The sequence below is a fragment of the Streptomyces rubellomurinus genome, assembly GCF_000961885.1.
GTDB classification, from domain to species: domain Bacteria; phylum Actinomycetota; class Actinomycetes; order Streptomycetales; family Streptomycetaceae; genus Kitasatospora; species Kitasatospora rubellomurina.
The window spans coordinates 69,162-95,208 of record NZ_JZKH01000011.1 but is presented as its reverse complement, the minus strand read 5'-3'; the positions used below and the strand labels follow the sequence as shown (position 1 = coordinate 95,208).

Annotated in this window: 24 protein-coding genes; 13 read left to right on the top strand and 11 right to left on the bottom strand. The window is 71.9% G+C overall.

The window, feature by feature from the left end; all coding sequences use genetic code 11:
* Positions 1 to 10: 10 nt before the first annotated feature.
* Entirely contained in the window at positions 11 to 1,009 is a 999-nt protein-coding gene (locus VM95_RS08270) for a glycosyltransferase family 2 protein (protein WP_107072882.1), read from the top strand.
* A gap of 36 nt (positions 1,010 to 1,045) precedes the next feature.
* A complete protein-coding gene (locus VM95_RS08265) occupies positions 1,046 to 1,972 on the top strand; it encodes a YihY/virulence factor BrkB family protein (protein WP_078859699.1) in 927 nt (308 codons plus the stop codon).
* 27 nt (positions 1,973 to 1,999) lie between these two features.
* Here VM95_RS08265 and VM95_RS08260 read toward each other — a convergent pair whose 3' ends face one another.
* Positions 2,000 to 3,208, bottom strand: a complete 1,209-nt coding sequence (locus tag VM95_RS08260) for a D-alanyl-D-alanine carboxypeptidase family protein (RefSeq protein WP_078859698.1) — start codon at positions 3,206 to 3,208, stop codon at positions 2,000 to 2,002.
* 145 nt (positions 3,209 to 3,353) lie between these two features.
* Here VM95_RS08260 and VM95_RS08255 point away from each other — a divergent pair, with 145 nt between their 5' ends.
* Both VM95_RS08255 and VM95_RS08250 read left to right on the top strand, forming a co-directional pair.
* A complete protein-coding gene (locus VM95_RS08255) occupies positions 3,354 to 3,611 on the top strand; it encodes an SCO4848 family membrane protein (RefSeq protein WP_045693514.1) in 258 nt (85 codons plus the stop codon).
* 95 nt (positions 3,612 to 3,706) lie between these two features.
* Positions 3,707 to 5,332, top strand: coding sequence for a hypothetical protein (locus VM95_RS08250; protein ID WP_157882012.1), 1,626 nt, complete (start codon positions 3,707 to 3,709; stop codon positions 5,330 to 5,332).
* 65 nt (positions 5,333 to 5,397) lie between these two features.
* Here VM95_RS08250 and VM95_RS08245 read toward each other — a convergent pair whose 3' ends face one another.
* From VM95_RS08245 to sdhC, 4 genes are read right to left on the bottom strand one after another with little or no spacing between them, the layout of a single operon-like run.
* Positions 5,398 to 6,168 carry a succinate dehydrogenase iron-sulfur subunit gene (locus VM95_RS08245; RefSeq protein ID WP_045693510.1) on the bottom strand — a complete coding sequence of 257 codons (771 nt, stop codon included), beginning with the start codon at positions 6,166 to 6,168 and terminating at the stop codon, positions 5,398 to 5,400.
* Positions 6,168 to 7,910: a succinate dehydrogenase flavoprotein subunit gene (sdhA, locus tag VM95_RS08240; RefSeq protein WP_045693508.1), complete on the bottom strand. Its 1,743-nt coding sequence runs from the start codon at positions 7,908 to 7,910 to the stop codon at positions 6,168 to 6,170. Before sdhA ends, VM95_RS08245 begins: the two co-directional genes overlap by 1 nt.
* 51 nt (positions 7,911 to 7,961) lie before the next feature.
* Positions 7,962 to 8,453 (bottom strand): succinate dehydrogenase, hydrophobic membrane anchor protein, encoded by a 492-nt coding sequence (sdhD, locus tag VM95_RS08235; RefSeq protein WP_045693506.1) that lies wholly within the window; start codon positions 8,451 to 8,453, stop codon positions 7,962 to 7,964.
* Positions 8,454 to 8,458: 5 nt separating this feature from the next.
* Complete coding sequence (gene sdhC / locus VM95_RS08230; RefSeq protein WP_078859697.1) at positions 8,459 to 8,839, bottom strand: succinate dehydrogenase, cytochrome b556 subunit; 381 nt, start codon at positions 8,837 to 8,839, stop codon at positions 8,459 to 8,461.
* Between the two features lie 253 nt (positions 8,840 to 9,092).
* Here sdhC and VM95_RS08225 point away from each other — a divergent pair, with 253 nt between their 5' ends.
* Positions 9,093 to 9,884, top strand: coding sequence for a hypothetical protein (locus tag VM95_RS08225; RefSeq protein WP_045693502.1), 792 nt, complete (start codon positions 9,093 to 9,095; stop codon positions 9,882 to 9,884).
* Between the two features lie 60 nt (positions 9,885 to 9,944).
* On the opposite strand, the gene VM95_RS08220 is transcribed toward VM95_RS08225, so the two are convergent.
* From VM95_RS08220 to VM95_RS08210, 3 genes are all read right to left on the bottom strand, one after another.
* Positions 9,945 to 10,616 (bottom strand): 2-oxo-4-hydroxy-4-carboxy-5-ureidoimidazoline decarboxylase, encoded by a 672-nt coding sequence (locus VM95_RS08220; RefSeq protein WP_425265290.1) that lies wholly within the window; start codon positions 10,614 to 10,616, stop codon positions 9,945 to 9,947.
* A 93-nt stretch (positions 10,617 to 10,709) separates the two neighbouring features.
* Positions 10,710 to 12,359: an alpha/beta hydrolase gene (locus VM95_RS08215; protein ID WP_045693581.1), complete on the bottom strand. Its 1,650-nt coding sequence runs from the start codon at positions 12,357 to 12,359 to the stop codon at positions 10,710 to 10,712.
* 89 nt (positions 12,360 to 12,448) lie between these two features.
* Positions 12,449 to 13,189, bottom strand: coding sequence for an SDR family oxidoreductase (locus VM95_RS08210; protein ID WP_045693500.1), 741 nt, complete (start codon positions 13,187 to 13,189; stop codon positions 12,449 to 12,451).
* Between the two features lie 124 nt (positions 13,190 to 13,313).
* On the opposite strand from VM95_RS08210, the gene VM95_RS08205 reads away from it, so the two are divergent.
* The 8 genes from VM95_RS08205 (at position 13,314) to VM95_RS08170 (ending at position 23,912) form a co-directional block, all read left to right on the top strand.
* A complete protein-coding gene (locus tag VM95_RS08205; protein WP_045693498.1) occupies positions 13,314 to 14,903 on the top strand; it encodes an acyl-CoA mutase large subunit family protein in 1,590 nt (529 codons plus the stop codon).
* 232 nt (positions 14,904 to 15,135) lie between these two features.
* The gene (locus tag VM95_RS08200) at positions 15,136 to 16,389 is read left to right on the top strand and encodes an amidohydrolase (protein ID WP_052706130.1); all 1,254 of its coding nucleotides are present in this window, start codon (positions 15,136 to 15,138) and stop codon (positions 16,387 to 16,389) included.
* 275 nt (positions 16,390 to 16,664) lie between these two features.
* A complete protein-coding gene (locus tag VM95_RS08195) occupies positions 16,665 to 17,738 on the top strand; it encodes a BMP family lipoprotein (RefSeq protein ID WP_045693496.1) in 1,074 nt (357 codons plus the stop codon).
* Positions 17,739 to 18,087: 349 nt separating this feature from the next.
* A complete protein-coding gene (locus VM95_RS08190; protein ID WP_045693577.1) occupies positions 18,088 to 19,641 on the top strand; it encodes an ABC transporter ATP-binding protein in 1,554 nt (517 codons plus the stop codon).
* A 4-nt stretch (positions 19,642 to 19,645) separates the two neighbouring features.
* A complete protein-coding gene (locus VM95_RS08185) occupies positions 19,646 to 20,815 on the top strand; it encodes an ABC transporter permease (protein WP_045693495.1) in 1,170 nt (389 codons plus the stop codon).
* Entirely contained in the window at positions 20,812 to 22,077 is a 1,266-nt protein-coding gene (locus VM95_RS44190) for an ABC transporter permease (protein WP_045693494.1), read from the top strand. The genes VM95_RS08185 and VM95_RS44190 overlap by 4 nt, the downstream gene beginning before the upstream one ends.
* Entirely contained in the window at positions 22,074 to 22,475 is a 402-nt protein-coding gene (locus VM95_RS44185) for a cytidine deaminase (protein ID WP_045693492.1), read from the top strand. Before VM95_RS44190 ends, VM95_RS44185 begins: the two co-directional genes overlap by 4 nt.
* Before the next feature lie 159 nt (positions 22,476 to 22,634).
* Entirely contained in the window at positions 22,635 to 23,912 is a 1,278-nt protein-coding gene (locus VM95_RS08170) for a thymidine phosphorylase (RefSeq protein ID WP_045693490.1), read from the top strand.
* Between the two features lie 73 nt (positions 23,913 to 23,985).
* On the opposite strand, the gene VM95_RS42300 is transcribed toward VM95_RS08170, so the two are convergent.
* From VM95_RS42300 to VM95_RS08160, 3 genes are read right to left on the bottom strand one after another with little or no spacing between them, the layout of a single operon-like run.
* A complete protein-coding gene (locus VM95_RS42300; protein ID WP_157882011.1) occupies positions 23,986 to 24,144 on the bottom strand; it encodes a hypothetical protein in 159 nt (52 codons plus the stop codon).
* Entirely contained in the window at positions 24,137 to 24,691 is a 555-nt protein-coding gene (locus VM95_RS08165) for a Uma2 family endonuclease (protein WP_045693488.1), read from the bottom strand. Before VM95_RS08165 ends, VM95_RS42300 begins: the two co-directional genes overlap by 8 nt.
* A 26-nt stretch (positions 24,692 to 24,717) precedes the next feature.
* Positions 24,718 to 25,992 carry an MFS transporter gene (locus tag VM95_RS08160; RefSeq protein ID WP_045693486.1) on the bottom strand — a complete coding sequence of 425 codons (1,275 nt, stop codon included), beginning with the start codon at positions 25,990 to 25,992 and terminating at the stop codon, positions 24,718 to 24,720.
* Positions 25,993 to 26,047: the final 55 nt, after the last annotated feature.

Here is a 26,047-nt window from a genome sequence, read left to right as displayed (position 1 = left end):
TCTGGGGCCCGTGCCCCGCTTCAGCGTGATCGTTCCCGTGTACCAGGTCCAGGACTACCTCGCCGAGTGCCTCGACTCGGTGCTCGGCCAGGGCGGCCCGGACCTCGAACTCATCGCGGTGGACGACCGCTCCCCGGACGGCTGCGGCGCGATGCTGGACGCGGCGGCCGCCGCCGACCCCCGCGTCACCGTGCTGCACCTGCCGGAGAACGTCGGCCTCGGCCGCGCCCGCAACGCCGGCCTGGAGGTCGCCACCGGCGACTACGTGGTCTTCCTCGACAGCGACGACACGCTCACCCCCGGCCTGCTCGAGGCCGTCGACCGGCGGCTCGCCGCCACCGGCGACCCGGACGTCCTGGTCTACGACTACGCCCGCACCTACGCGGACGGCCGGATCACCCGGGCCGCCTCCGCCCACGTCTTCGGCGCCGCCTCCCCGGACGTCTTCGACCTCGCCGCCCGCCCCGACCTGCTCGACCTGCTCCAGGTCGTCTGGAACAAGGCCTACCGCCGCGACTTCGTCACCGGGCAGCGGCTGGTCTTCCCGGCCGGCTACTACGAGGACACCCCCTGGACGTACCCGGCGCTGCTTGCCGCCGAGCGGATCACCCTGCTCGACGAGGTCGGCGTGCACTACCGCCAGCGCCAGGAGGGCGGCAACATCCTGGCCACCGCCAGCCGCAAGCACTTCGACGTCTTCGCCCAGTACGACCTGGTGTTCGCCTTCCTCGACCGCCGCCCCGACCTCGACCGCTGGCGCCCGGTGGTCTACGGCAAGATGCTGCACCACCTCAACACCGTGGTCGCCAAGCCCGGCCGCGTCCCGGCCGGCGACCGCCGCGAGTACTTCCGCCGCGCCGCCGCGCACTGCGCCCGGCTGCGCCCGGCCGGCTACCGCCCGCCCGCCGGCGTGGACGGCATCCGCCTCGAACTGCTCAGCCGCGGCCGCTACGGCGCCTACCAGGCCGTCCGCGCCCTCGCCAAGGCCCGTCGCCTGGTGCGTGGCTGACGGCCGTTCGGGGGAGCGACCGGTATAACCGGTCGGGTGGAATTCCTGACCCGACTCCCGGTCCTCGGCCCGCTCGTCGCCCGGGTGCTGCGCAGCCGCCCGTACCGGGTGTACGAGTACTTCACCGCCGCCCGCGGCAACCGGCTGGCCGGGGCCGTCACCTTCTTCGGCTTCCTCGCCCTGTTCCCGCTGCTCACGGTCGGCCTGGCGATCGCCGTCGCGACGCTCAGCGACAGCCGGGTCGCCGACCTGCAGCACCGCATCTCGGACCAGCTGCCGGGCATCTCGGACGCGCTCGACCTGCCCTCGCTGGTGGCCAACGCGGGCGCCGTCGGGCTGGTCGGCGGGGCGCTGCTGCTGCTCTCCGGCCTCGGCTGGGTGGACACCATGCGCAGCTCGATCCGGGACATCTGGCAGCTGCCCGACGAGGACGGCAACCCGATCCTCGCCAAGGCCTGGGACTGCGTGGTGCTGGCCGGCCTCGGCCTGGTCTCGCTGGCGTCGATGGGCGCCTCGACGGTCGGCACCACGCTGGCCGGGCGGGTCGCCGACGAGATCGGCCTGCACAACGGCTACCTGCTCACCGGCATCGGCCTGGTCATAGCGGCCGCCTGCGACACGCTGCTGTTCGCCTACCTGCTGGGGCCCTTCCCCGGGATCACCGGCCAGCACCGCCGGGACCTGCTGCACGGCGCGCTGATCGGCGCGGTCGGCTTCGAGCTGCTGAAGCTGCTGCTGGCCTCCTACCTCGGCTCGGTCGCCGGGCGGAGCCTGTACGGCGCCTTCGCCACGCCGGTGGCGCTGCTGCTGTGGATCAACTTCGTCAGCCGGCTGCTGATGTACTGCGTGGCCTGGACGGCGACCGCCGACCCGGAGGCCGCCCGGGAGCGCACCCGCGCGCACGGCCGGGCCCTGCTGGCGGCGGCCGACGAGTCCGAGGCGGCGGCCCGGGCCCGGGTCTGAGCCCCGGACCCGTCGGCGACCAGGGGCTCAGTCGGTCCGCGCCGCCCGGCGCCGCCGCAGCACCAGCACGCCGTACCCGGCCGCGCCGCCCGCCGCCGCGACGGCCAGCCAGCCGCCGACGCCCGGGCCGTCGCCGCCCCCGCCCGCCGGGGCCGTCGCGGCGGCCGGCCGGGTGCTGGGGGAGGGGTGCGGAGGCGGCGCGGGCACGCCGTCGGCGCCGCCGGCCTGGCCGGTGGGCGCGGCGCCCGGCGGCAGCTCGTCGACCAGCTTGCCGACCGGCCGGACCTTGTCCGCCGCGGCGAAGCCCCAGTCCAGCAGCGCGGCCGTCTCGTCGTACACCTTCTGGTAGCTGGCCGGGTGCATCACCGTCACCAGCAGGGTGCGGCCGCCGCGCTCGGCGGCGCCGACGAAGGTCGAGCCGGCGTTCGTGGTGGTGCCGTTCTTGACCCCGATCAGGCCGGGGTACTTGCCCAGCAGCCGGTCGGTGTTGGCGATCCCGAAGCTGCCGCGCTGGCCGGTGTTCTTGTCGACGGCGCCGGGGAACTGCGCGTCCCGGGTCGCGCAGTACGCCCGGAAGTCGGGGTTGCGCAGGCCGGAGCGGGCGAACAGCGACAGGTCGTAGGCCGAGGACAGCTGGCCGTCCATGTCGTAGCCGTCCGGGGAGATCACCTTGGTGTCCCTCGCCTGCAGGGCGTCCGCGCGGGCCTGCATCTCGGCGACGGTCTGCGGGACGCCGCCGTTCATGTGCGCCAGGACGTGCACGGCGTCGTTGCCGGAGCTCAGGAACACCCCGCGCCACAGGTCCTCGACCCGGTACTCCAGGTTCTCCTTGATGCCGACCAGGCTGCTGCCGGCGCCGAGCCCGGTGATCTCCTCGTCGGCGACCTTGTGCACGGTGTTGCGGTCGAACTTGGGCAGCACGGTGTCGGCGAAGAGGATCTTCAGGGTGCTGGCCGGGGGCAGCCTGAGATGCGGGTTGTAGGCCGCGAGCACGTCCCCCGTGGTCGCGTCCGAGACTATCCAGGACTGCCCGGTGAGGTCGGCCGGCAGCGCCGGGGCGCCCGCCAGCGGGTCGACCTGGGCCCCGGGCCGGCCGAGCCGGTCGCCGCCGACCACGGCGGCCGGCGGGGGCGGCTCGTGCGGGGCCGCGACGGCCGCCGGAGCGGTGAGCAGGACCGGGAGGGCCGCGGTGACCGCGGCGCACAGGTGCGCGAATGACTGACGGCGTGTTGACACCCGCAGACCGTACCCAGTCGGGGCCCCCGCCGTCCGCCCCCCGGGGCCGGTCCTCCGCAGGAGGGGCCCGCCGTACGCCGATCGGAGCCCCCCGCATACTGGGGACGCACACCCCCTTCACACACCCCCCGCCGAGGACCGCCCCATGAAGCTCAGCCGCCGCGCCTCCTGGTTCCTGACCGCCTTCGGGGTCTGGTCGATGATCATCTGGACCACCTTCGTCAAGAACCTCTGGAAGGACTCCGGCGGCCAGGCCTTCACCAACGGCGACCACTCCCAGCCCACCGCCTTCTTCTGGATCCACCTCCTCCTCGCCGTCACCTCCTTCCTCCTCGGCATCGCCGTCGGCACCCTGGGCCTGCGCGGCCTCCGCGCCACCCGCCGCACCCCGGCCACCGACTGAGAATCACCGTTGCCGCTGTCGGGCCCTCCTGGCAGGATCCTCACCGCTCTCACGCGCGTACTGGACGCGCTGATCACAAGGGGTGGGGAATCTCCATGACACTTTCGCGTGCCCGCGGACTCGGTGCGGTCACCGTGGTCGCGATCGCCGCCGGGCTGCTCACCGCGCCCGCGGCCTCGGCCGTTCCGGGAACGGCTGTCACCGACCCGAAGGCGCTGCCCGCCCCGGGCTTCGCCGCCACGGGCCTGCACACCGACGCCTGCGACGACTCCACCGCCCCCGGCTGGCTGGGCGTCGCCAACCCCGTCCTGGCGGTCGCCGCCACCTCCCCGCAGGTGCGCTTCAAGCTCTGGGACGACTCGACCCCGGCGCACGACAAGATCGTCGACAGCACCGCCGACGTGACCGCCGGCGCCGCGAAGCTCGCCACCAGCGCTCTCGCGGACGGCCACAGCTACACCTGGCAGGCCTGGCCCGAGTACTCCCCGGGCAGCGGCAAGCCCGCTCCGGCCTGCCACTTCAAGGTCGACCTCACCGCGCCCGCACTGTCCGTCTCCTCGACCGACTTCCCGGCGAGCGGCTCCGGCGCCACGCCCGCCAAGTACGCGGGCGAGAACGGCGTCTTCACCCTCACCGGCACCGATGCCGCCTCCGGGGTGGCCTGCTACCAGTACACGCTGAACGGCACGCTCGGCGTCGGCTGGGACTGCGGGTCCGGACACACCGTCAAGGCGGGCGCGGACGGCACCGCCCAGCTCACCCTCAAGCCCAAGGACTGGGGCACCAACGTCCTGACCGTGCAGGCCATGGACAACGCCGGCAACGTCGGCCAGCCGGCCACGTACACCTTCTACGCGCCCTGGGACTCGCGCCCCAAGCCGGCCGTCGCGGGCGATGTGGACGGCGACGGCGTGCCGGACATCCTCGTGCCGGACGCCCAGGGCAACCTGCAGGTCATCAGCGCCAACGCGTCCGACACCACCCCGAGCTCGACCGTCCCGGCCGTGCTCGCGCCGCTGCACGCCGGCTGGCAGGACGACCAGGTGGTGCACCGCGGCTGGGCTCCGGTCCACGCCCCCGGGGACGACCTGCTGGTGCACCCCAAGGGCAACCCGCGCGCCCTGTACGCCTACGCCAACGGGCACCAGGGCGACTTCGGCAACGGGTACCCCACCCTGATCGACAAGCCGTCCCAGTGCGCAGACGCCGGCGGAACGTGGATCGACTGCCCCCAGGGCTACGCGGCGGACTGGTCAGCGTCCACCCAGCTGGTCGCCCTCGGCAACGACGAGCCGCACGAATGGCCGTTCCTGGTCTCCGTCGAGAACGGTGACCTCTGGCTGTACTCGGCGGCCCTGCGGGACTACGGCCTCGCCCAGCAGCTCACCACCGGCGGGGCCTGGGCCGGCTACGACCTGATCGCCCCCGGCAAGGACGCCTCCGGCGCGTTCCAGCTGTGGGCGCGCGAGCGGGCCACCGGCGCGCTGCACGCCTACCGGATCCCGAAGGCAGTCGGCGGCCCGTTCGACTTCTCCGCCCTCGCCGACCCCTCGGCGAACGTGGTCGCCACCGGCTTCACCACCGCCGCCTACCCGACCCTGGGCAGCTCGGGCGACGGTGACGGGGACGGCAAGCCCGACCTGTGGGCCGTCACCGCCAACCGCCACCTGGTGACCTTCAGCGGCTGGACCGCCCCGAAGGACCTCGGCGCCCTGCACTGAGCCCGGTACGAACGAGGCCCCGCCCGATCGGTGATCGGGCGGGGCCTCGGTGCGTCAGGCGGGGGTCAGAAGCGGCGGGTGACCAGGGCCCGCTTCACTTCCTGGATCGCCTTGGTGACCTCGATGCCGCGCGGGCAGGCCTCGGAGCAGTTGAAGGTGGTGCGGCAGCGCCACACGCCCTCGCGGTCGTTGAGGATCTCCAGGCGCTGCTCGGCGCCCTCGTCGCGCGAGTCGAAGATGAAGCGGTGCGCGTTGACGATGGCGGCCGGGCCGAAGTACTGGCCGTCGTTCCAGAACACCGGGCAGGACGACGTGCACGCGGCGCACAGGATGCACTTGGTGGTGTCGTCGAAGCGCTCGCGGTCCTCGGCGGACTGCAGGCGCTCGCGCGTCGGGTCGTTCCCCTTGGTGATGAGGAACGGCATGACGTCCTTGTACGCCTGGAAGAACGGGTCCATGTCCACGACCAGGTCCTTGAGGACCGTCAGGCCCTTGATGGCCTCGATCGTGATCGGCTTCTCCGGGTTGACGTCCTTGATCAGGGTCTTGCACGCCAGCCGGTTGCGGCCGTTGATCCGCATCGCGTCGGAGCCGCAGATGCCGTGCGCGCAGGAACGGCGGTAGGTGAGGGTGCCGTCCTGCTCCCACTTGATCTTGTTGAGCGCGTCCAGGACGCGCTCCTTCGGGTCCATGACCAGCTGGTAGTCGACCCACACCGGCTCCGGGTGCTCCTCCGGGTTGAACCGGCGGATCCGGAAGGTGACGGTGATCAGCTGGGTGCCACCGGCCTCGACCGCGTCCAGAGCGGCCGAGTGCTCCACAGTCGGAGTGCTCATCAGTACTTACGCTCCATCGGCTGGTAGCGGGTCGTGACGACCGGCTTGTAGTCGAGGCGGATGGAGGTGCTGCCGTCGGCGGCGACCTCCTGGTACGCCATGGTGTGCTGCATGAACTTCACGTCGTCACGGGTCGGGAAGTCCTCGCGGTAGTGACCGCCGCGGGACTCCTCGCGGGCCAGCGCGGAGACGGCCAGCACCTCGGCCAGGTCGAGCAGGTTGCCCAGCTCGACGGCCTCCAGCAGGTCCGTGTTGTAGCGGAAGCCCTTGTCCTGGATGGAGACGTTCTTGTAGCGCTCCTTCAGCGCGGCGATGTCCTCGACCGCCTGCTTCAGGGTGGCGCCGGTGCGGTACACCATGGCGTTGGCGTCCATGGTCTCCTGCAGCTCCTTGCGGATCTGCCCCACGGACTCGGTGCCGGTGGACTCGCGCAGGCCGTCGACCAGCGCCTGCACCTTCTCCTCCGGGTTCTCCGGCAGCTCGACGAACTCGTTCGCGTTGGCGAAGTCGGCGGCGGCGATGCCCGCGCGACGGCCGAACACGTTGATGTCGAGCAGCGAGTTGGTGCCCAGGCGGTTGGCGCCGTGCACGGACACGCAGGCGACCTCGCCGGCCGCGTACAGGCCCGGGACGACGTCCGTGTTGTTGCGCAGGACCTCACCCTCGACGTTGGTCGGGATGCCGCCCATGGCGTAGTGCGCGGTGGGCTGGATCGGGATCGGGTCCGTGTAGGGCTCGATGCCGAGGTAGGTGCGCGCGAACTCGGTGATGTCCGGGAGCTTGGCGTCCAGCTGCTCCGGCGGCAGGTGGGTGAGGTCCAGGTAGACGTGGTCGCCGTCCGGACCGCAGCCGCGGCCTTCGCGGATCTCGGTGTAGATCGCGCGGGAGCAGACGTCACGGGACGCGAGGTCCTTCATGACGGGGGCGTAGCGCTCCATGAAGCGCTCGCCGTCCTTGTTGCGCAGGATGCCGCCCTCGCCGCGGGCGCCCTCGGTGAGGAGGATGCCCATGCGCCAGATGCCGGTCGGGTGGAACTGGAAGAACTCCATGTCCTCCAGCGGCAGGCCGCGGCGGTAGACCAGGGCCTGGCCGTCACCGGTGAGGGTGTGGGCGTTGGAGGAGACCTTGAAGAACTTGCCGGTGCCGCCGGAGGCGAACACGACGGACTTGGCCTGGAAGACGTGGATCTCGCCGGTGGCCAGCTCGTAGGCGACGACGCCGGCCGTCTTGCCCTCGTTGAGCAGCAGGTCGAGGACGTAGAACTCGTTGAAGAACTCGACGCCGTGCTTGACGCAGTTCTGGAACAGCGTCTGGAGGATCATGTGGCCGGTGCGGTCGGCCGCGTAGCACGAGCGGCGGACCGGGGCCTCGCCGTGGTTGCGGGAGTGGCCGCCGAAGCGGCGCTGGTCGATCCGGCCCTGCTCGGTGCGGGAGAAGGGCAGGCCCATCTTCTCCAGGTCGAGGACGGCGTCGATGGCCTCCTTGCACATGATCTCGGCGGCGTCCTGGTCGACCAGGTAGTCACCACCCTTGACCGTGTCGAAGGTGTGCCACTCCCAGTTGTCCTCCTCGACGTTGGCGAGGGCGGCGCACATGCCGCCCTGGGCCGCGCCGGTGTGGGACCGGGTGGGGTAGAGCTTGGTCAGGACGGCGGTGCGGCTGCGCTGCGTGGACTCGATGGCCGCGCGCATGCCGGCGCCGCCGGCGCCGACGATGACGGTGTCGTACTGGTGAATCTGCATGGGGGGTTAACTCGCCTCTGGCCTCTGCCGATGGTCGATGGTGCTCGCGGCTCAGATGTTGGGGTCGAAGGTGAAGATCACCAGGGTGCCGAGCAGCACGGTGAAGACCGTGGCGGTACCCATGAGCCCCTTGAGCCAGAGCCGGGTCGAGTCCTTCTCGGCGTAGTCGTTGATGACCTGACGCATGCCGTTGGCGCCGTGCAGCATGGCGAGCCAGAGCATCAGGAGGTCCCAGCCCTGCCAGAACGGGGAGGCCCAGCGGCCGGCCACGAAGGCGAAGCCGATCTTGGACACGCCGCCGTCGAGCACCAGCATGATGATCAGGTGGCCGAGGATCAGCGCGGTCAGGACGACACCGGACAGGCGCATGAAGAGCCAGGCCAGCATCTCGAAGTTGGTGCGGGTGCGGCGCGGGGTCTTCGCGGTGCGCTTGCGCGGCGGCTCGATGACGAACGCGTCGGCCGGGTTGCCGGTGCCGAGGCCCTTGCCGGTGTGCGCCTGCTTGGAGGGGACGACGAGCGCGTCGGAGATTTCCGTGGACATGTGGCTCACTCCCCGAACCAAGAGATCAGCGTGTGCTGCAGGATCGGGTAGAAGGCGCCGGCCATCAGGACGACCCAGACCCCGACGACGGTCCAGAGCATCTGCTTCTGGTACTTCGGGCCCTTCGACCAGAAGTCCACGGCGACGACGCGCAGGCCGTTGAGGGCGTGGAACAGGATGGCGGCGGTGAGGCCGTACTCCAGCAAGTTCACGAGGGGAGTCTTGTACGTCTTGATGACGGTGTCGTAGGACTCCGGCGACACTCGCACCAGGGCGGTGTCCAGGACGTGGGCGAACAGGAAGAAGAAGATGAGGACGCCGGTGACTCGATGAGCCACCCAGCTCCACATGCCTTCCCGGCCGCGGTACAGCGTTCCAGCCGGCACGGAAAAACCCTCCGGAAGCGATTGGGGGCTCGGCCGGCTTCGGTGTCGGTCAGCCCGGCCGGGTACGGTCCACCGGCCGCGAGCATCCTATCGGCGCGTTCTCGCCACCCGCCTCCGGGGGCCTCCGGTGTGATCAAACCGCCACTTCTGGCCTAGTCGGGCGGGAACCATCCCCGGATTCGCGACGCAGGGTGACCGTTCGGGTGCGCTACGGTGGCCGCCCGCCAGCCGCCGACACCCTGCCGAGGCCCCCGTGCCACTGCGCCGCGTCCGACCGTCCGCCGTCGTCCTGCTCCTGTTCCCGCTGCTCAGCTGCGGCTGCGCCACGGTCGGCGGCTCCCCGTCCGCGGACCGCGCCGCGCCGGGCCGGGAACTGTCCGCGTCCGAACTGAGGGCGGCCGCGGTGGCCGATAACGATCTGGGGCCCGGGTACGCGGTGACGGTCATGACGGCCGGGCACGGCGACACCGGGGCGGGCGCCGGGCGGGAGGCCGCGGACGTCCCGGCCTGTCAGCCGCTGCTGGACGTGGTGGCCCCGGGCGCCTCGGTCGGCACCGCCCCCGGGACGGCCTCGACCTCGCCGGGCGTGGACCGCCCGTACGCGGAGACGGACCTGAGCGTGGCCCGGGCGGCCGACCCCAAGGGCGGGGTGTACGGCGGGCTGATCGGGTACCGGGCGGGGCGGGCGGCCGTGCTGCAGGGGGAGCTGGAGCAGCTGTTCGGCCCGTGCGCGTCCTTCGGTTCGGCGGCTCCGGCGCCGCCCGCCGAGAAGCCGGGGAAGAAGGCGCCGATCCGCACCCGGCACCGGCTGAACCGGGAGGACACGCCCACGCCGGAGGGAGCGGACGCGGCGATCGGATTCACCCTCACGAATGAATCGGGCGGTGCGGTGCTCACCCAGCGCGCCGTCCTGGCCCGGGTCGGGACGGCGCTGGCGGTGTTCACCACCTTCGGCGTGGCCGCGGAGCCGGCCGCCGTGCCGGACGAGCGGATCGTCCGGCAGCAGGTGGCCAAGCTCCGCGCCGCGCAAGCGGCGAAGGGCTGACGCGGCGAAGGGCCGGGGCGGGGAAGGGTCGGCGCCGGGAAGCGCCGGCGCGGCGAACGGCTAGCGCGCCCCGGCCTCCGAGTGGGTGGCGACCAGGTGCTCCAGCCGGGTGAGCGCGATCCGGCGCAGTTCGTCCGCCGAGATCAGCCGCTCCTCGTCCGGGTCGTTGGCGAGCCGGGTGCGGATCGACGAGAGCACGGCGTCGAGCATCTCCTCCGGCTCGACGCCGTCCAGGCAGACCACGAAGACGTGGCCGAACCGCGCCTCGTACGCGGCGTGCGCCGCCCGCAGCGCGGTGTGCGCGGCCTGGCTGCCGGGCGCCCGCATGCCGAGCAGGGGCTGCGGCATCCAGCTCTCGTCGGCGAGCGCCTCGGCCAGGTCGGCCGGGCGCAGGTCGTAGGAGGCCTCGCTGGCGGCGGCGAGCAGGGACTCTATGTCGGGGTACGGCCGGTGCGCGGTGAGCCGCAGGGCCCAGCGGTGGCTGCCGCAGCAGGCCAGCAGGGCCTCCTCGGCCGCGCCGGCGTCGGCTTCGTTGAAGCGGTGCAGCCCGAGGAGGGTCGGCTCGGACGTGGGATCGAGCCGCTGTGACGGGATCTCGCTGGGCAGCGGGTCCTCCTCGTGAGGGCGGGAAGGTACCGGTGGTGTGGGGTGGTGGGACAGCTGAAGTATGGGGGGCCGCGGGCGGCGGTCGACGCCGGTCGGGCAGCTCCTCCAAGGTAGTTGAGCGGTCATCAGTTGGGGAGGGCGCGCGCCGAATTCATCCGGACGAGCTATCAAGTCGTGACGTTGACACCGTTTCGTCAGCGCCCTCCCCGTTGTCGCCCGCTACTCGCAGCGGGTCCCCGCGGCCGGCACCGTGCCCTCGGTGAGGTAGGCCGCCATGGCCTTGTCGATGCAGGCGTTGCCCTTGCCGAAGGCGCCGTGGCCCTCGCCGACCCGGGTGAGCAGGGTGGCGTTGGCGAAGCCCTTGGCCAGCGCCTCGGCCGAGGCGTACGGGGTGGCCGGGTCGCCGGTGCTGCCGACCACCAGGATCGGCGCGGAGCCCTCGGCCCGGATGGTGTGCGGCTTCTCCTGGGTCTTGAACGGCCAGTGGGCGCAGCCCGGCTCGGTGTAGTCGTCCACCGTGACGCCCTTGGACAGCAGCGGCGCCTGGGCGAGCAGCCGGTCGACGGCGGCCTTGGCGTGCTCGGGGGTGGGCGCGGGGCGGGCGGCGTCGGCGCAGGAGATCGCGGTGTGGGCCTCGTCCAGCGGGCTGTAGTGGCCCTGCTCGTCGCGGCCGTTGTAGTCGTCGGCGAAGGCCATCAGGAAGTCGCCCTTGTCGCGGACCATCGCCCAGCCGAGGGAGGCCCGCAGGTACTTCCAGGAGGTCTTCTCGTCGCCGTACAGCATCGAGATGACGCCGGTCCACGCCTGGTCGCGGCCGAGCTTGCGGCCGTCCTTGACGGTCAGCGGGTGGTCGTGCAGGCCGTCCAGGAAGTCGGCGGCCTTCTTGGCGGCCTGGTCCTTGTCCTTGCCGAGCGGGCACTCGTCGGCGTGGTTCTCCACGCAGTCGGCGGCGAAGCGCTCGAAGGACTTCTCGAAGCCGACCTGCTGGTCGACGCCGTGGTCCAGGGTGTCCTCGGCCGGGTCGACGGCACCGTCGAGGATCAGCCGGCCGGTGTTCTTCGGGAACTCCTCGGCGTAGAGGGCGCCGAGGTAGGTGCCGTAGGAGATGCCGAGGTAGTTGAGCTTCTTGTCGCCGACGACGGCGCGCAGCACGTCCAGGTCGCGGGCGGTGTTGCGGGTGCCGACGAAGGGCAGCAGCTTGCCGGACTTGGCCTGGCAGGCGGCGGCGTGGTCGGTGCTCTGCTTGACCCGGGCGGCCTTGCGCTCGGCCGGGTCGACCGGCTCGTCCTCCTGGTTGAGGGCGTCGTGCTGCTGGTCGTCGTAGCAGACGACCGGCGCGCTGGCGCCGGTGCCGCGCGGGTCGAAGCCGATCACGTCGAAGCGGTCGTGCAGGGTGCCCTCGAAGTCCTTGGCGCCGAACTCGACCATCTCGACGCCGGAGGCGCCGGGGCCGCCGGGGTTGACCATCAGCGAGCCGACCCGCTGGTCCGGCTTGGCGGCCGGGTGCTTGATCAGGGCGAGGTCGATGGCGTCGGCGGCCGGGTGGGCGTAGTCCAGCGGGACGTGCAGCTTGCCGCACTTCATGCCGGTGGTGTCGACCTTGGCCTTCTCGGCCTTGGGGTCGGCCGGGCAGTCCGCCCAGACGATCTGCTGGCCGTAGAAGGGCTTGAGGGCCGGGTCGGCCTCGCCGGTGGGCGTCGCGGTCGGCGTCGGGGTGGCCGTGGGGCTCGCGGCGCCGGTGGCCGCGGGGGCGGCGGCCTTGTCCTGGGACGACGCGTGGTCGTCGGTGCACGCGGTGGCGAGGAGGAGCGTGCCCGCCGCCACGGCGGTCAGCAGGACGCGTGGGCGGGCGGCCCGAAAGGTTTTCATCGCACGTGTGTACCACTGGTGGGTGACGTGTTCGATCATGACCCCCCGGGCCGCCCGGCTCGGCCCGGCTCAGCCTGGCCCAGGCCGGCTCAGCCGCGGTGGACCTTGTGGTTGGCGGCCTGCGCCCGGGGCCGGACCACCAGCAGGTCGATGTTGACGTGCGCCGGCCGGGTGACCGCCCAGGCGACGGTGTCCGCGACGTCCTCCGAGGTCAGCGGCTCGGCCACACCCGCGTACACGGCCGCGGCCTTGTCCTCGTCGCCCCGGAACCGGGTGATCGCGAAGCCCTCGGACTTCACCATGCCGGGGGCGATCTCGATCACCCGGATCGGCTCCCCGCACAGCTCCAGCCGCAGCGTCGCCGCGATGGTGTGCGCGGCGTGCTTGGCGGCGACGTACCCGCCGCCGCCCTCGTACGCGGCCAGCGCGGCGGTGGAGGAGAGCACCAGCACCGTGCCGTCGCCGGTCGCGCGCAGGGCGGGCAGCAGCGCCTGCGTCACGTGCAGCACGCCGAGCACGTTCACCTCGTACATGGCCCGCCAGTCGGCCGGGTCGCCGTGCTCGACCGTCTCGGCGCCGATCGCCCCGCCGGCGTTGTTCACCAGCACGTCGACCCGGCCCACCTCGGCCGCGAAGGCGTCCACGGCGGCGCGGTCGGTCACGTCCAGCGTGTGGGCCCGCCCCCCGATCTCCTTGGCCAGCGCCTCGATCCGGTCCGTGCGGCGCGCGGTCAGCACCACCTCGAAGCCTTCGGCGGCCAGCCGGCGGGCGGTCGCCGCGCCGATTCCACTGCTGGCACCGGTGACCACGGCCACCTTCTGCTCGGTCATCGCCACTCCCTGGGGCTCGTCGGTCGTTCACCCGATCATCTCAACCGCGTCTGCGCCCGCGCCGCCCGGTGGCGTTCTACATTGCGAGGACCGCCCCCCCGTGCCGTCCTCGCTGGAGGAACCCATGGCAGTCGAACCGCGCCGCGCCGAGTCGGGCTTCGAGATCGCGCCGGTGTACGGCCCCGAGGCGTCGGCCGGCCGCGATCCGGCCGAGCGGCTGGGCCGGCCGGGGGAGTACCCGTACACCCGGGGCGTCCACCCGACCATGTACACCGGACGCCCGTGGACGATGCGCCAGTACGCGGGCTTCGGCACCGCCGCCGAGTCCAACGCCCGCTACCGGCAGCTGATCGCGGGCGGCGGCACCGGGCTCTCGGTGGCCTTCGACCTGCCCACCCAGATGGGCTACGACTCGGACGCGCCGGTGGCCGCCGGGGAGGTCGGCAAGGTGGGCGTGGCCGTGGACAGCGTCGAGGACATGGCGGTGCTGTTCGACGGCATCCCGCTCGGCGGCGTCTCCACCTCGATGACCATCAACGCGCCCGCCGCGCTGCTCCTGCTGCTCTACCAGCTGGTCGGCGAGGCCCAGGGGGTCGCGCCCGCGGCGCTCACCGGCACGGTGCAGAACGACGTGCTGAAGGAGTACATCGCCCGCGGGACGTACATCTTCCCGCCGAAGCCCTCGCTGCGGCTGGTCGCGGACGTGTTCAAGTACTGCCGGGCCGAGATCCCGCGCTGGAACACCATCTCCATCTCCGGCTACCACATGGCCGAGGCCGGGGCCGATCCCGCGCAGGAGATCGCCTTCACCCTGGCCAACGCCGTCGCCTACGTCCGCACCGCGCTGGCCGCCGGGATGGCGGTGGACGACTTCGCCCCCCGGCTCTCCTTCTTCTTCGTGGCCCGCACCACCCTGCTGGAGGAGGTGGCCAAGTTCCGGGCCGCCCGCCGGATCTGGGCCAGGATCATGCGCGAGGAGTTCGGCGCGCGGGACCCGCGCTCGCAGAAGCTGCGCTTCCACACCCAGACCGCCGGGGTGCAGCTCACCGCCCAGCAGCCCGAGGTGAACCTGGCCCGGGTCACCGTGCAGGCGCTCGCCGCGGTGTTCGGCGGCACCCAGTCGCTGCACACCAACAGCTTCGACGAGGCGATCGCGCTGCCCACCGAGAAGGCGGCCCGGCTCGCCCTGCGCACCCAGCAGGTGCTCGCCCACGAGACCGACGTGACCGCCACCGTCGACCCGTTCGCCGGCTCCTACGCCGTCGAGTCGATGACGGACGCCGTGGAGGAGGCCGCGCTGGCGCTGATGGCCCGGGTCGAGGAGCGCGGCGGCGCGGTGGCCGCGATCCAGCAGGGCTTCCAGAAGGCCGAGATCGAGCGCACCGCCTACCGGATCCAGCAGGAGACCGACGCGGGGACGCGGACGGTGGTCGGCGTCAACCGCTACCGGCTGGACGCCGAGGAGCCCTACCGGCCGCTGCGGGTGGACCCGGCGATCGAGCGGCTGCAGGCCGAACGGCTGGCCCGGCTGCGGGCGGAGCGCTCCCGGGCCGCCGTCACCCGGGGGCTGGACGCGCTGCGCCGCACCGCGGCGGGGCCGGAGAACGTGCTGCCCCCGATGAAGGAGGCGCTGGCCGCCCGGGCCACCGTCGGCGAGGTCTGCGACGCGCTGCGCGAGGTGTGGGGCACGTACGCTCCGGTGGACCGCTTCTGAGTTGATGCGCCTGAGGGGGTTGGTGCGCCTGAGTCACCGTCAATCACCCGAGAACGTCAAGAGCGGGGCGTCCGTGACCACCGGCCCGGGTGATCGTTGCACAGGGCAGGCAACCCGGAAAGGCGGCTGAAACGAGATGTCATACCCACCTGTCCGGCCGGTATGCGCCCATCCGGGGAAGAATTTTCCGGAAGTCGGGCCAAATCCCCCCGACAGGCCTACGCTTGGGGAGATGAACCGTCCTGAGCCCGCTCAGTCGGGCGCCACTCTCGCCGTCGCACGCCCCGCCGCCGACCTGCGCGCCCGAGTAGGCGCGCTGGAGCCGGAACTGATCGCCTTCCGCCGTGATCTGCACCGGCACCCGGAGCTGGGGCGCCAGGAGTTCCGCACCACCGGGCTGCTCCGCGACCGGCTGGTGGCCGCGGGCCTGACCCCCCGGGTGCTGCCCGGCGGCACCGGCCTGCTGGTCGACATCGTCCCGCCCGGCACCGCCCCCGGCACCGAACTGCTGGCCTTCCGGGCCGACATCGACGCGCTGCCCATCGACGACGCCAAGACCGACGTCCCGTACCGCTCCACCGTCCCCGGCCGGGCCCACGCCTGCGGCCACGACGTGCACACCTCCGTCGTCCTCGGCACCGGCCTGGTGCTGGCCGAGGCCGCCCGCACCGGCGAACTGCGCCGGCCCGTCCGACTGGTGTTCCAGCCGGCCGAGGAGGTCATGCCGGGCGGCGCGCTGGACGTGATCAAGGCCGGCGGGATGGACGGCGTGGGCCGGATCTTCGCGGTGCACTGCGACCCGAAGGTGGAGGTCGGCCGGATCGCCCTGCGGGTCGGCGCGATCACCTCGGCCTGCGACCGCCTGGTGCTGCACCTGGACGGCCCCGGCGGGCACACCGCCCGCCCGCACCTGACCACCGACCTGGTGACCGCGGTCGCCCGGATGGCCGCGGACCTGCCGGGCGCGCTGGCCCGCCGGATGGACCCGCGCTGGGGCGTCAGCCTGGTCTTCGGCCGGATCGCCGCTGGCTCCGCGCCCAACGTCATCCCGCAGCACGCCGAACTGGAGGGCACCGTCCGCTGCCTGGAGCTGGACGGCTGGCGCGAGGCGCCGGACCTGCTGCACGAGCTGATCGCCAAGCTCGCCGAGACCTACCGGGCCAAGTGGACGCTGGACTACCACCGCGGGGTGCCGCCGGTGGTGAACGAGGCGGTCTCCGTCACCCGCCTGGACGAGGTGATGCACGATCGTTTCGGGCGCGGCGGCGCCCAGGTGGTGGAGGGCACCGAACAGAGCCTGGGCGGCGAGGACTTCTCCTGGTACCTGGAGCACGCCCCGGGCGCGCTGGCCCGGCTGGGCGTCCGCGCCCCCGGCGACACCGCCGTCCGGGACCTGCACCAGGGGCGGTTCGACGTGGACGAACGGGCGATCGGCATCGGGGTCGAACTCTTCGCGGCGCTGGCCCTGGAGGACGACCGGAACTGATCATCCTTCGATCGTTCTCCGATCGTTCTCCACGGATGTGTGACCGACACGTGGTCGGGACGTCGAGATCCGGGGTCCGGTCCGGTTCCGTAAACTGGGCCGGACCAGTCTCGGATCACCGTCCGCGCACGGGGAAAGAGCCTCGGGTCGGCCTTCAGACCACGGTTTGATAACAACCCGAATGCTCTGGCAGCCCGTAACACAACCGTGTTCTACGCGCGTTACGGTGGCGTCCGACCACGCTAAACGGGTGCGTGTGAGAAGGAGAAACTCCCTTGCGCCGTTCAATGAAGCTCGCCGCGGTTGTGCTCTCGGGTTCCCTGGGCATGGCCTCGCTCGCCGCTTGCGGCGCAAAGAGCAATGACAACTCCAGCTCCTCGGGCTCGGCCGCCGCCTCCGGTGGCGCCGGCGGTCTCAAGGTCGGTATGGCCTACGACATCGGCGGCCGTGGTGACCAGTCCTTCAACGACTCCGCCGCGCGCGGCCTGGACAAGGCCAAGGCCGACCTGGGCGTCCAGGTCACCGAGGCCGAGGCCAAGCAGGGCGAGGCCGAGGCCGACAAGGAGACCCGCCTCAAGAACCTGGTCGACGGCGGCTACAAGACGATCGTCGCGGTCGGCTTCGTCTACCAGCAGGCGGTCAACAAGGTCGCGAAGGACAACCCGGACGTCAAGTTCGCGATCATCGACTCGAACGACAAGGACCAGCCGTCCAACGTCACCTCGCTGCTCTTCGCCGAGCAGGAGGGTTCGTACCTGGCCGGTGTCGCCGCGGCGAACAAGTCGAAGGCCCACCACATCGGCTTCATCGGTGGTGTGCAGTCCGAGCTGATCAAGAAGTTCGAGGCCGGTTACAAGGCGGGCGCCAAGTCCGTCGACCCGAACATCGTGATCGAGACCACCTACCTCACCACCCCGCCGGACTTCACCGGCTTCGCCTCGCCCGACAAGGGCAAGGAAGCCGCGCAGGGCCAGCTCGACAAGGGTGCGGACGTCATCTACTCCGCCGCCGGCTCCTCCGGCAACGGCGCCATCGAGGCCGTCGCCAACGCGAAGAAGCTCGCCATCGGTGTCGACTCCGACCAGGCCAGCCAGCCGGCCCTGGCGAAGTACAAGGACGCCATCCTGACCTCGATGGTCAAGAACGTCGACAACGCGGTGTACTCGTACATCCAGTCGGTCAAGCAGGGCCAGAGCCCGACCGGCATCAAGCTGTTCGACCTCAAGGCCGACGGTGTCTCGCTCGCCACCACCGGTGGCAAGATCGACGACATCCAGGACAAGCTGAAGGCCGCCGCCGACGCCATCAAGAGCGGCGCCACCACCATCCCGACCGCCCCGGCCCAGTAAGGCCCGCGCGTCTCGGACGTCACAGCGCCTGCCGCCTGCCCGGCAGCGCGATGATCGACACAGTTCACGGGAGGGGCCCGGCAGGGTGCGCTCAACGCGTACCCCCGGGCCCCGTTCCGTCTCCCCCCGTTTCCCCCCTTGGCCCTCCGAGCGCAACGACGCGCCTCCAGACCACCAGGAGATCGCCATCACCGCATCAGACCCCGTCCCCCTGCGCAAGGACGGCACCCCCAGCGCGGGGACGGCGACAGCGGCCGTCGAACTGCGCGGCATCACCAAGCGCTTCCCCGGCGTCGTGGCCAACCACGACATCAACCTCACCGTCCGCACCGGCACCGTGCACGCCCTGATGGGCGAGAACGGCGCCGGCAAGTCGACGCTGATGAAGATCCTCTACGGCATGCAGAAGCCGGACGAGGGCACCATCGCGATCAACGGCGAGCAGTGCGAGTTCAACACCCCCGGCGACGCCATCGCCCGCGGCATCGGCATGGTGCACCAGCACTTCATGCTCGCCGACAACCTCACGGTGCTGGAGAACGTCGTCCTCGGCGGCGAGAAGCTGTACGGCATCGGCGCCAGGGCGAAGGCGAAGATCAAGGAGATCTCGGACCAGTACGGCCTGGGCGTGCGCCCGGACGCCCTGGTCGAGGACCTCGGCGTCGCCGACCGCCAGCGCGTCGAGATCCTCAAGGTGCTGTACCGCGGCGCCAAGATCCTGATCCTCGACGAGCCCACGGCCGTCCTCGTCCCGCAGGAGGTCGACGCGCTGTTCGACAACCTGCGCGAGCTCAAGTCCGAGGGCGTCACCGTCATCTTCATCTCGCACAAGCTGCACGAGGTGCTGGCGGTCGCCGACGCGATCAGCGTCATCCGCCGCGGCACCACGGTCGGCGACGCCGACCCGAAGGCCGTCACCGCCCGCCAGCTCGCCGAGCTGATGGTCGGCGCCGAGCTGCCCTCCCCGGAGAGCCGCGAGTCGACCGTCACCGAGACCGAGATGCTCACGGTCGAGGGCCTGCGGATCGCCAAGACCGACGCCGAGGGCATCGAGCGCGTCGTCCTCGACGACATCTCGCTGCGCATCCGCAAGGGCGAGATCCTGGGCATCGCCGGCGTCGAGGGCAACGGCCAGGCCGAGCTCGTCGAGGCCATCATGGGCATGCTGCCGCTGGACGGCGGCGCCGTCACCCTGGACGGCAAGGACCTCTCCGGCACCCAGACCCGGGCCCGCCGCGAGGCCGGCATCGGCTACATCCCCGAGGACCGCCACCGGCACGGCCTGCTGCTGGAGGCCCCGCTCTGGGAGAACCGCATCCTCGGCCACGTCACCGAGGAGCCCAACTCCAAGGGCATCCTGCTCGACCCGACCGCGGCCCGGGCGGACACCTGGCGGATCGTCGAGGAGTACGACGTCCGCACCCCCGGCATCGAGGTCACCGCGGCCTCGCTCTCCGGCGGCAACCAGCAGAAGCTGATCATCGGCCGCGAGATGAGCCACCAGCCCAAGCTGCTGATCGCGGCCCACCCGACCCGCGGCGTGGACGTCGGCGCGCAGGCGCAGATCTGGGAGCACATCCGGGTCGCCCAGCGGGCCGGCCTGGCCGTGCTGCTGATCTCGGCCGACCTGGACGAGCTGATCGGCCTCTCCGACACCATCCGGGTCATCTACCGCGGCCGCCTGGTCGCCGACGCCGACCCGGCCACCGTCACCGCCGAGGACCTCGGCACCGCGATGACCGGTGCCGCGAGCGGCCACCTGGAGTCCGAGCCGGAGGCCGTCGAGCAGTTCCACGAGACCCTCGTGGAGGGCACCGAGGCCGCGGGCGACGGCCCGTCCGACGCCGCGCCGTCCGACGCCAACCCGTCCGACACCGCCGACGACCCGAAGGCGGGGGAGTAACCACATGACCAGTCCCAACCCCCCGGCGGCCGCCAAGCCGAGCCTGGCGCAGCGGATCAGCGGTGAGCGGATCGTGCTCGCCCTGGCGGCGCCGGTGCTCGCGATCCTGCTCTCGGTCGCGATCTGCTCCGTGCTGCTGGCCACCTCGGGCAAGAACCCGTTCGACGCGTGGAACGTGATGATCACGTTCGTCAGTGGGTCGGACCACCAGGTGCTGATCCTCAACCGGACCACCACCTACTACCTGGCCGCCGCGGCCGCCGCGTTCGGGTTCCGGATGAACCTGTTCAACATCGGCGTCGAGGGCCAGTACAAGGTCGCGGCGCTGTTCGCGGCCTTCGTCGGCACCCAGGTCGACCTGCCGTCCTTCCTCCAGATCCCGCTGCTGCTGATCACCGCCATGCTGGTCGGTGGCCTGTACGCGAGTATCGCCGGTCTGCTGAAGGTCTACCGCGGCGTCAGCGAGGTCATCTCGACCATCATGCTGAACTCGATCGCGACCGCGATCGTCGGTGTGCTGCTCGTCCCGGGCATCTTCGCGCCCAAGGTCAGCGGCACCAGCAACTCGATCCAGACCAGCCCGGTCTCGGAGTCCAGCCACTTCTTCTCGTTCACTACGAACGGTGGCCAGCTCTGGGGCTTCCTGGTGATCGCCATCGCGGTCGGCGTGATCTTCCAGCTCACGCTGACCCGCACCCGCTTCGGCTTCGACCTGCGCGCCACCGGCCGCTCGGAGACCGCCGCGACCGCCTCCGGCGTGAACGTCAAGAAGATGATCGTCATCTCGATGGTGGTCTCCGGTGCGATCGCCGGTCTGATCGGCCTGCCCGAGCTGCTGCAGAACTCGTTCTACTACGGCCAGACCTTCCAGCAGAACCTGGGCTTCCTGGGCATCTCGATCGCCCTGCTCGGCCGGAACAGCCCGATCGGCATCGCCTTCGCGGCGCTGCTGTTCGCCTTCCTGGACGCGGCCGGCTCGGTCCTGCCGCTGCCCGCGAACGGCGAGTTCCCGTTCGAGATCGTCGACGTCATGAAGGGCACCATCGTCATCTGCGTCGTCGTCGCCTACGAGCTGGTGCGTCGCTACGGCCTGGTGCGCCAGCAGAAGCGGGTCGGCGCCCAGCTCGCCGCCCAGGCCGCCGCGGCCACTGAGACCAAGGAGGTCTCCGCGTGAGCACCGCCACCGCCGCCCGCCCGAAGGCGCCGGGCGCGCCCGCGAAGAAGCGCAAGCTGTCCTGGCCGGTCGTCCTGCTCCTGATCGCGGGCGCCCTGGTCCTGTTCGCCGCCGTGGGCATGGCCACCGGCAACCACTCGCTGACCTCCTCCGGGCAGGTCACCGCCGCGCTCGGCGCCGCCGTGCCGATCGGCATGGCCGGTCTGGGCGGTCTCTGGTCCGAGCGGGCCGGCGTGGTCAACATCGGCCTCGAAGGCATGATGGTCGCCGGCACCTTCTGCGGTGCCTGGGCGGGCTACCTGGTCAACCCGTGGGTCGGCCTGCTGGCCGGCATGGCCGGCGGCGCGGCCGGCGGCCTGCTGCACGCGATCGTCACCGTCACCTTCGGCGTGGACCACATCGTCTCCGGCGTCGGCATCAACCTGCTGATCCCCGGCATCTGCGCGTACGTCAACCGGATCTACTACAAGGACTACGTCGCCTTCGGCGCCGGGCAGAACCAGTCCCCGCCGGCCGATCCGCTGCCGTACATCACCGTCCCCGGGCTGTCATCCGGCCTGAAGGACATCGAGGCCCACCACTGGTTCTTCGTCTCGGACGTGGCCGGCGTGCTCGGCGGCCTGGTCACCAACCTCTCGGTGGTCGTGGTGCTGGCGGCCGTGCTGCTCGTGGCCAGCTACTTCGCGCTCTGGCGCACGGTGTTCGGCCTGCGGCTGCGCTCCTGCGGTGAGAACCCGACCGCGGCCGAGTCGCTGGGCGTCAACGTCTACAAGTACAAGTACATCGCGGTCATCGCCTCCGGCGCCTTCGCCGGCCTCGGCGGTGCGTACCTCTCGCTGGTCGCCGCGCACTTCTACAAGGACGGCCAGACGGTCGGCCGAGGCTTCATCGGCCTCGCCGCGATGATCTTCGGCAACTGGATGCCCGGCGGCCTCGCCATGGGCGCCGGTCTGTTCGGCTTCACCGACAGCCTCCAGCTGCGCGACCCGGACTCGGTGCACGGGCTGATCCTGATCGTCGGCATCGCGATGGCCCTGCTCGCGCTCTGGCAGCTGTACCGCCGCAAGTACACCGCGACGGCGATCACCGCCGTGGCCGCGGTCGGCCTGATCTGCTGGTACGCCTTCACCGACCAGGTGCAGCGCCCGCTGATCGTCGCGACGCCGTACGTGATCACCCTGGTGGTGCTCGCGCTGGCCTCGCAGCGACTGCGGATGCCGAAGGCCGACGGCCAGATCTACCGCAAGGGCCAGGGCAAGTGACCGCCCGGGCGGCCGCCGCGGTCGACTGGGAGCGGCTGCGCGAGGCGGCGCGCGAGGCGATGGGCCACGCGTACGCCCCGTACAGCAAGTTCCCGGTCGGCGCGGCGGCGCTGGTCGACGACGGCCGGCTGGTCAGCGGCTGCAACGTCGAGAACGCCTCGTACGGGCTCGGGCTGTGCGCCGAGTGCGGGCTGGTGTCCGCGCTGCACGCCTCCGGCGGCGGCCGGCTGGTCGCCTTCACCTGCGTCGACGGCGCGGGCGACCTGCTGATGCCCTGCGGGCGCTGCCGCCAGCTGCTCTACGAGCACGGCGGGCCCGAGCTGCTGGTCGACCTGGCCTCCGGCGTGAAGCCGATGCGCGAGGTCCTGCCCGACGCGTTCGGGCCGGAGCGGCTGTAAGGGCCCATCGGGTGACTCGGGCCGGGCGCGCCGATCCACCCGATGGGCCCTAGCCTCTGTTTCTGTTACGCGCGTAGAGTGTCGCGAGTGGGCCGGTACCCGGTCATCTCGCGGCACTCTTCGCATTTGATGCCTTTCTGAACCCCTCTTGGAGCACGCATGGACGCCATCTCCGTCATCCGGACCAAGCGCGACCGCGGCGAGCTGAGCGACGCTCAGATCGACTGGGTCATCGACGCCTACACCCGCGGCGAGGTCGCCGACGAGCAGATGTCCGCGCTGGCCATGGCGATCCTGCTGAACGGCATGAACCCGCGCGAGATCAGCCGCTGGACGAACGCGATGATCCGCTCCGGCGTCCGCATGGACTTCTCCTCGCTGCCGCTGCCCACCAGCGACAAGCACTCCACCGGCGGCGTCGGCGACAAGATCACCCTCCCGCTCGCCCCGCTCGTCGCCGCCTGCGGCGCCGCCGTCCCGCAGCTCTCCGGCCGCGGTCTCGGCCACACCGGTGGCACCCTCGACAAGCTGGAGTCCATCCCCGGCTGGCGCGCCCTGCTCTCCAACGAGGAGATGATGGACGTGCTGCGCGGCGCGGGCGCCGTCATCTGCGCGGCCGGCGACGGCCTCGCGCCCGCCGACAAGAAGCTGTACGCCCTGCGCGACGTCACCGGCACCGTCGAGGCGATCCCGCTGATCGCCTCCTCGATCATGTCCAAGAAGATCGCCGAGGGCACCGGCGCGCTCGTCCTGGACGTCAAGGTCGGCTCCGGCGCCTTCATGAAGAACCTCGACGACGCCCGCGAGCTCGCCCGCACCATGGTCGGCCTCGGCACCACCGCCGGCGTCAACACCGTCGCCCTGCTCACCGACATGTCCACCCCGCTCGGCCTCACCGCGGGCAACGCGCTGGAGGTCCGCGAGTCCGTCGAGGTGCTGGCCGGCGGCGGCCCCGCCGACGTCGTCGAGCTCACCCTCGCGCTCGCCCGCGAGATGCTCGCCGCGGCCGGTGTGCACGGCAAGGACCCGGCCGACGCGCTGCGCGACGGCTCCGCGATGGACCACTGGCGCCGCATGATCGCCGCCCAGGGCGGCGACGTCGACGCCCCGCTGCCCGTCGCCCGCGAGCAGCACGTCATCCCCGCGCCCGCCTCCGGTGTGCTCACCAGGCTGGACGCCTACGCCGTCGGCGTCTGTGCCTGGCGCCTCGGCGCCGGCCGCGCCCGCAAGGAGGACCCGGTCCAGGCCGGCGCCGGCGTCGAGATGCACGCCAAGCCCGGTGACACCGTGGTGGCCGGCCAGCCCCTGCTGACCCTGCACACCGACACCCCGGAGCGCTACGACTACGCCATCGCGGCCCTGGAGGGCGGCATCGAGGTCGCCCCGGCCGGCACGGCGTTCACCCCGAACCCGATCGTGCTCGACCGCATCGCCTGACGGTCGTCGTGAAACGAGCCGCCCGCCGGTACCCCACCGGCGGGCGGCTCGGCGTTTTCACCGGTCCTGTGACTCATACGCCAGCACGGCGCTTGATCTCCCACAGGTCCAGGCCGGCCTCGTCGGCGAGCGACCGAAGGAAGGCCTCCCCGTCCTGGAGCACCTTGCCGCGCTCGCCTGCAGCGATCGCTTCATCGACGTCCTGTTCGTGCCAGGCGCCCGACTCAGGCATAGGTCTGCAGGACGCTGGTGTCGAGCGTCCACGGGCCGATCATGATGGTGTCGCCGAAGGCGAACTTCTCGCGTGACGCGTAGCCGGGCTCCGAGTGCGCGATGCCGGTGCCCGTCCGGGGGTCGATGATCAGATAGAGCGGGATGCCCATGGCGGCGTAGTCGCGGACCTTGTCCTGGTAGTCGTTCTCCGGGTTGGACTTCGAGACGATCTCGACCACCAGCAGGACCTCGTGCGGCAGGAGGGCGGCGTCCTCCTCCTCGAGCGACTTCTCGGCGAACACCATGAGGTCCGGGCGCCGGAGCCTCCCCAGGCCGGCGTCCTCCAGGTCGGCGCCCGGGTGCGCGATGTGGCCGGGGTGGGTGGTCGGCAGTTGGGCGTTGAGCTGTCGGGCGATCCTGACGACGGCCAATTCGTGCCGCTTGACCGGGGACATCATCATGACGATCTCGCCGTCGGCGATCTCGACCTTCCCTATCCCCGGCACCTGCGGCAGCTGATCCGCGATCTGACGCAACCGGGCGTACACAGCAGGATCGACGCTCATGGTCCGGAGTGTATCGGCGGCGGCTGTCAAGCGTCCGCGACCGCCCGCCTCGCCGTGTGGGCCTGGTGGGTGGCGTAGAGGGTGACGGCGGCGGCGAGGGTCGTGGCGGTGAGGCCGACGGTGGCGGAGCCGGGCCAGCCGGTGGCGTGGTAGGCGTCGGCGCCGAGGGTGCCGCCGAGGCTGTTGCCCAGGTAGTAGGCGATCAGGTAGAGGGCGGAGGCCTGGGCGCGGCCCTCGGTGGCGGTGCGGCCGACCGCGGCCGAGGCGGTGGCGTGGCCGGCGAAGAAGCCGGCGGTGATCAGGACCAGGCCGAGCAGGGCGCAGAGCAGGTCGTCGGCGAGGGAGAGCAGCAGGCCGGCGGTGGTGACACCGATGGCGACGTAGAGGGCGCCGCGGCGGCCGAGGCGGGCGGAGAGCCGGCCGGCCGCGGCGGAGGTGCCGGTGCCGACGAGGTAGACCACGAAGATCGAGGCGGCGACCGTCTCCGGCAGGTGGAAGGGGGCGGCGATCAGCCGGTAGCCGGCGGTGTTGTAGACCGCGCCGAAGACGGCCATGAAGAGCAGGCCGAGCGCGTACAGCCGCACCAGCAGCGGGTTGCGCAGGTGCCGGCCGACCGTACGGGCGAGCGCTCGGGCGTCCACCGGGGCCGGGGTGAAGTGCCGGGCGGCGGGGATCAGCAGCCGGAAGGCGAGGGCGGCGAGCAGGGCGAGGGCGGCGGAGGCGGCGAGGCCCCAGCGCCAGCCGAGGGCGGCGGCCGTCCAGCCGGAGAGGAGCCGGCCGCCCATCCCGCCGATGCTGTTGCCGGCCACGTACAGGCCCATCGCGGAGGCGAGGGCGCCGGGGTGGATCTCCTCGGCGAGGTAGGCCATGGCGGTGGCCGGCAGGCCGGCGAGGGCGGCGCCCTGCAGGGCGCGCAGCGCGACGAGGGTGGTGAGGTCGGGCGCGAAGGGCAGGGCGAGGGCGAGGGCGGAGGCGGCGAGGGTGGAGGCGGTCATCACCGCGGTGCGGCCGTACCGGTCGGACAGCGCGCTGGCGGGGAGCAGTCCGAGGGCGAGTCCGAGGGTGGCCGCGGAGGCCGTCCAGCTGGCCTGGCCGGGGGTGAGGTCGAGGTCGGCGGAGAGGACGGGCAGCAGGCCCTGGGTGGAGTAGAGCAGGACGAAGGTGGCGATCCCGGCGGCGAACAGGGCGAGGTTGGCGCGGCGGAAGGCGGGCCGGCCGGGGCGGAGGCGGTCGTCGTGCGGGACGGGGGCGGCGGAGGCATCCGGGGCGGTCACGGATGCCCTGGTATCGGCGGGCTGCATGGCCTCGACGGTAGGACCGTGGCGGTTGATGCGTCCAATGCATCAAGCGGCGATG

What these genes read in the sequence shown, in the direction of transcription:
- VM95_RS08245 (WP_045693510.1), bottom strand. Translation starts at nt 6,168, where the DNA reads ATGAGCACTCCGACTGTGGAGCACTCGGCCGCTCTGGACGCGGTCGAG.
- VM95_RS08185 (WP_045693495.1), top strand. Translation starts at nt 19,646, where the DNA reads ATGACCAGTCCCAACCCCCCGGCGGCCGCCAAGCCGAGCCTGGCGCAG.
- VM95_RS08165 (WP_045693488.1), bottom strand. Translation starts at nt 24,691, where the DNA reads ATGAGCGTCGATCCTGCTGTGTACGCCCGGTTGCGTCAGATCGCGGAT.
- VM95_RS08255 (WP_045693514.1), top strand. Translation starts at nt 3,354, where the DNA reads ATGAAGCTCAGCCGCCGCGCCTCCTGGTTCCTGACCGCCTTCGGGGTC.
- VM95_RS08250 (WP_157882012.1), top strand. Translation starts at nt 3,707, where the DNA reads ATGACACTTTCGCGTGCCCGCGGACTCGGTGCGGTCACCGTGGTCGCG.
- VM95_RS42300 (WP_157882011.1), bottom strand. Translation starts at nt 24,144, where the DNA reads ATGCCTGAGTCGGGCGCCTGGCACGAACAGGACGTCGATGAAGCGATC.
- VM95_RS08160 (WP_045693486.1), bottom strand. Translation starts at nt 25,992, where the DNA reads ATGCAGCCCGCCGATACCAGGGCATCCGTGACCGCCCCGGATGCCTCC.
- sdhD (WP_045693506.1), bottom strand. Translation starts at nt 8,453, where the DNA reads ATGTCCACGGAAATCTCCGACGCGCTCGTCGTCCCCTCCAAGCAGGCG.
- VM95_RS08190 (WP_045693577.1), top strand. Translation starts at nt 18,088, where the DNA reads ATGGGCGAGAACGGCGCCGGCAAGTCGACGCTGATGAAGATCCTCTAC.
- sdhA (WP_045693508.1), bottom strand. Translation starts at nt 7,910, where the DNA reads ATGCAGATTCACCAGTACGACACCGTCATCGTCGGCGCCGGCGGCGCC.
- VM95_RS08200 (WP_052706130.1), top strand. Translation starts at nt 15,136, where the DNA reads ATGAACCGTCCTGAGCCCGCTCAGTCGGGCGCCACTCTCGCCGTCGCA.
- VM95_RS08170 (WP_045693490.1), top strand. Translation starts at nt 22,635, where the DNA reads ATGGACGCCATCTCCGTCATCCGGACCAAGCGCGACCGCGGCGAGCTG.
- VM95_RS08205 (WP_045693498.1), top strand. Translation starts at nt 13,314, where the DNA reads ATGGCAGTCGAACCGCGCCGCGCCGAGTCGGGCTTCGAGATCGCGCCG.
- VM95_RS08215 (WP_045693581.1), bottom strand. Translation starts at nt 12,359, where the DNA reads ATGAAAACCTTTCGGGCCGCCCGCCCACGCGTCCTGCTGACCGCCGTG.
- VM95_RS08220 (WP_425265290.1), bottom strand. Translation starts at nt 10,616, where the DNA reads ATGACCGCTCAACTACCTTGGAGGAGCTGCCCGACCGGCGTCGACCGC.
- VM95_RS08210 (WP_045693500.1), bottom strand. Translation starts at nt 13,189, where the DNA reads ATGACCGAGCAGAAGGTGGCCGTGGTCACCGGTGCCAGCAGTGGAATC.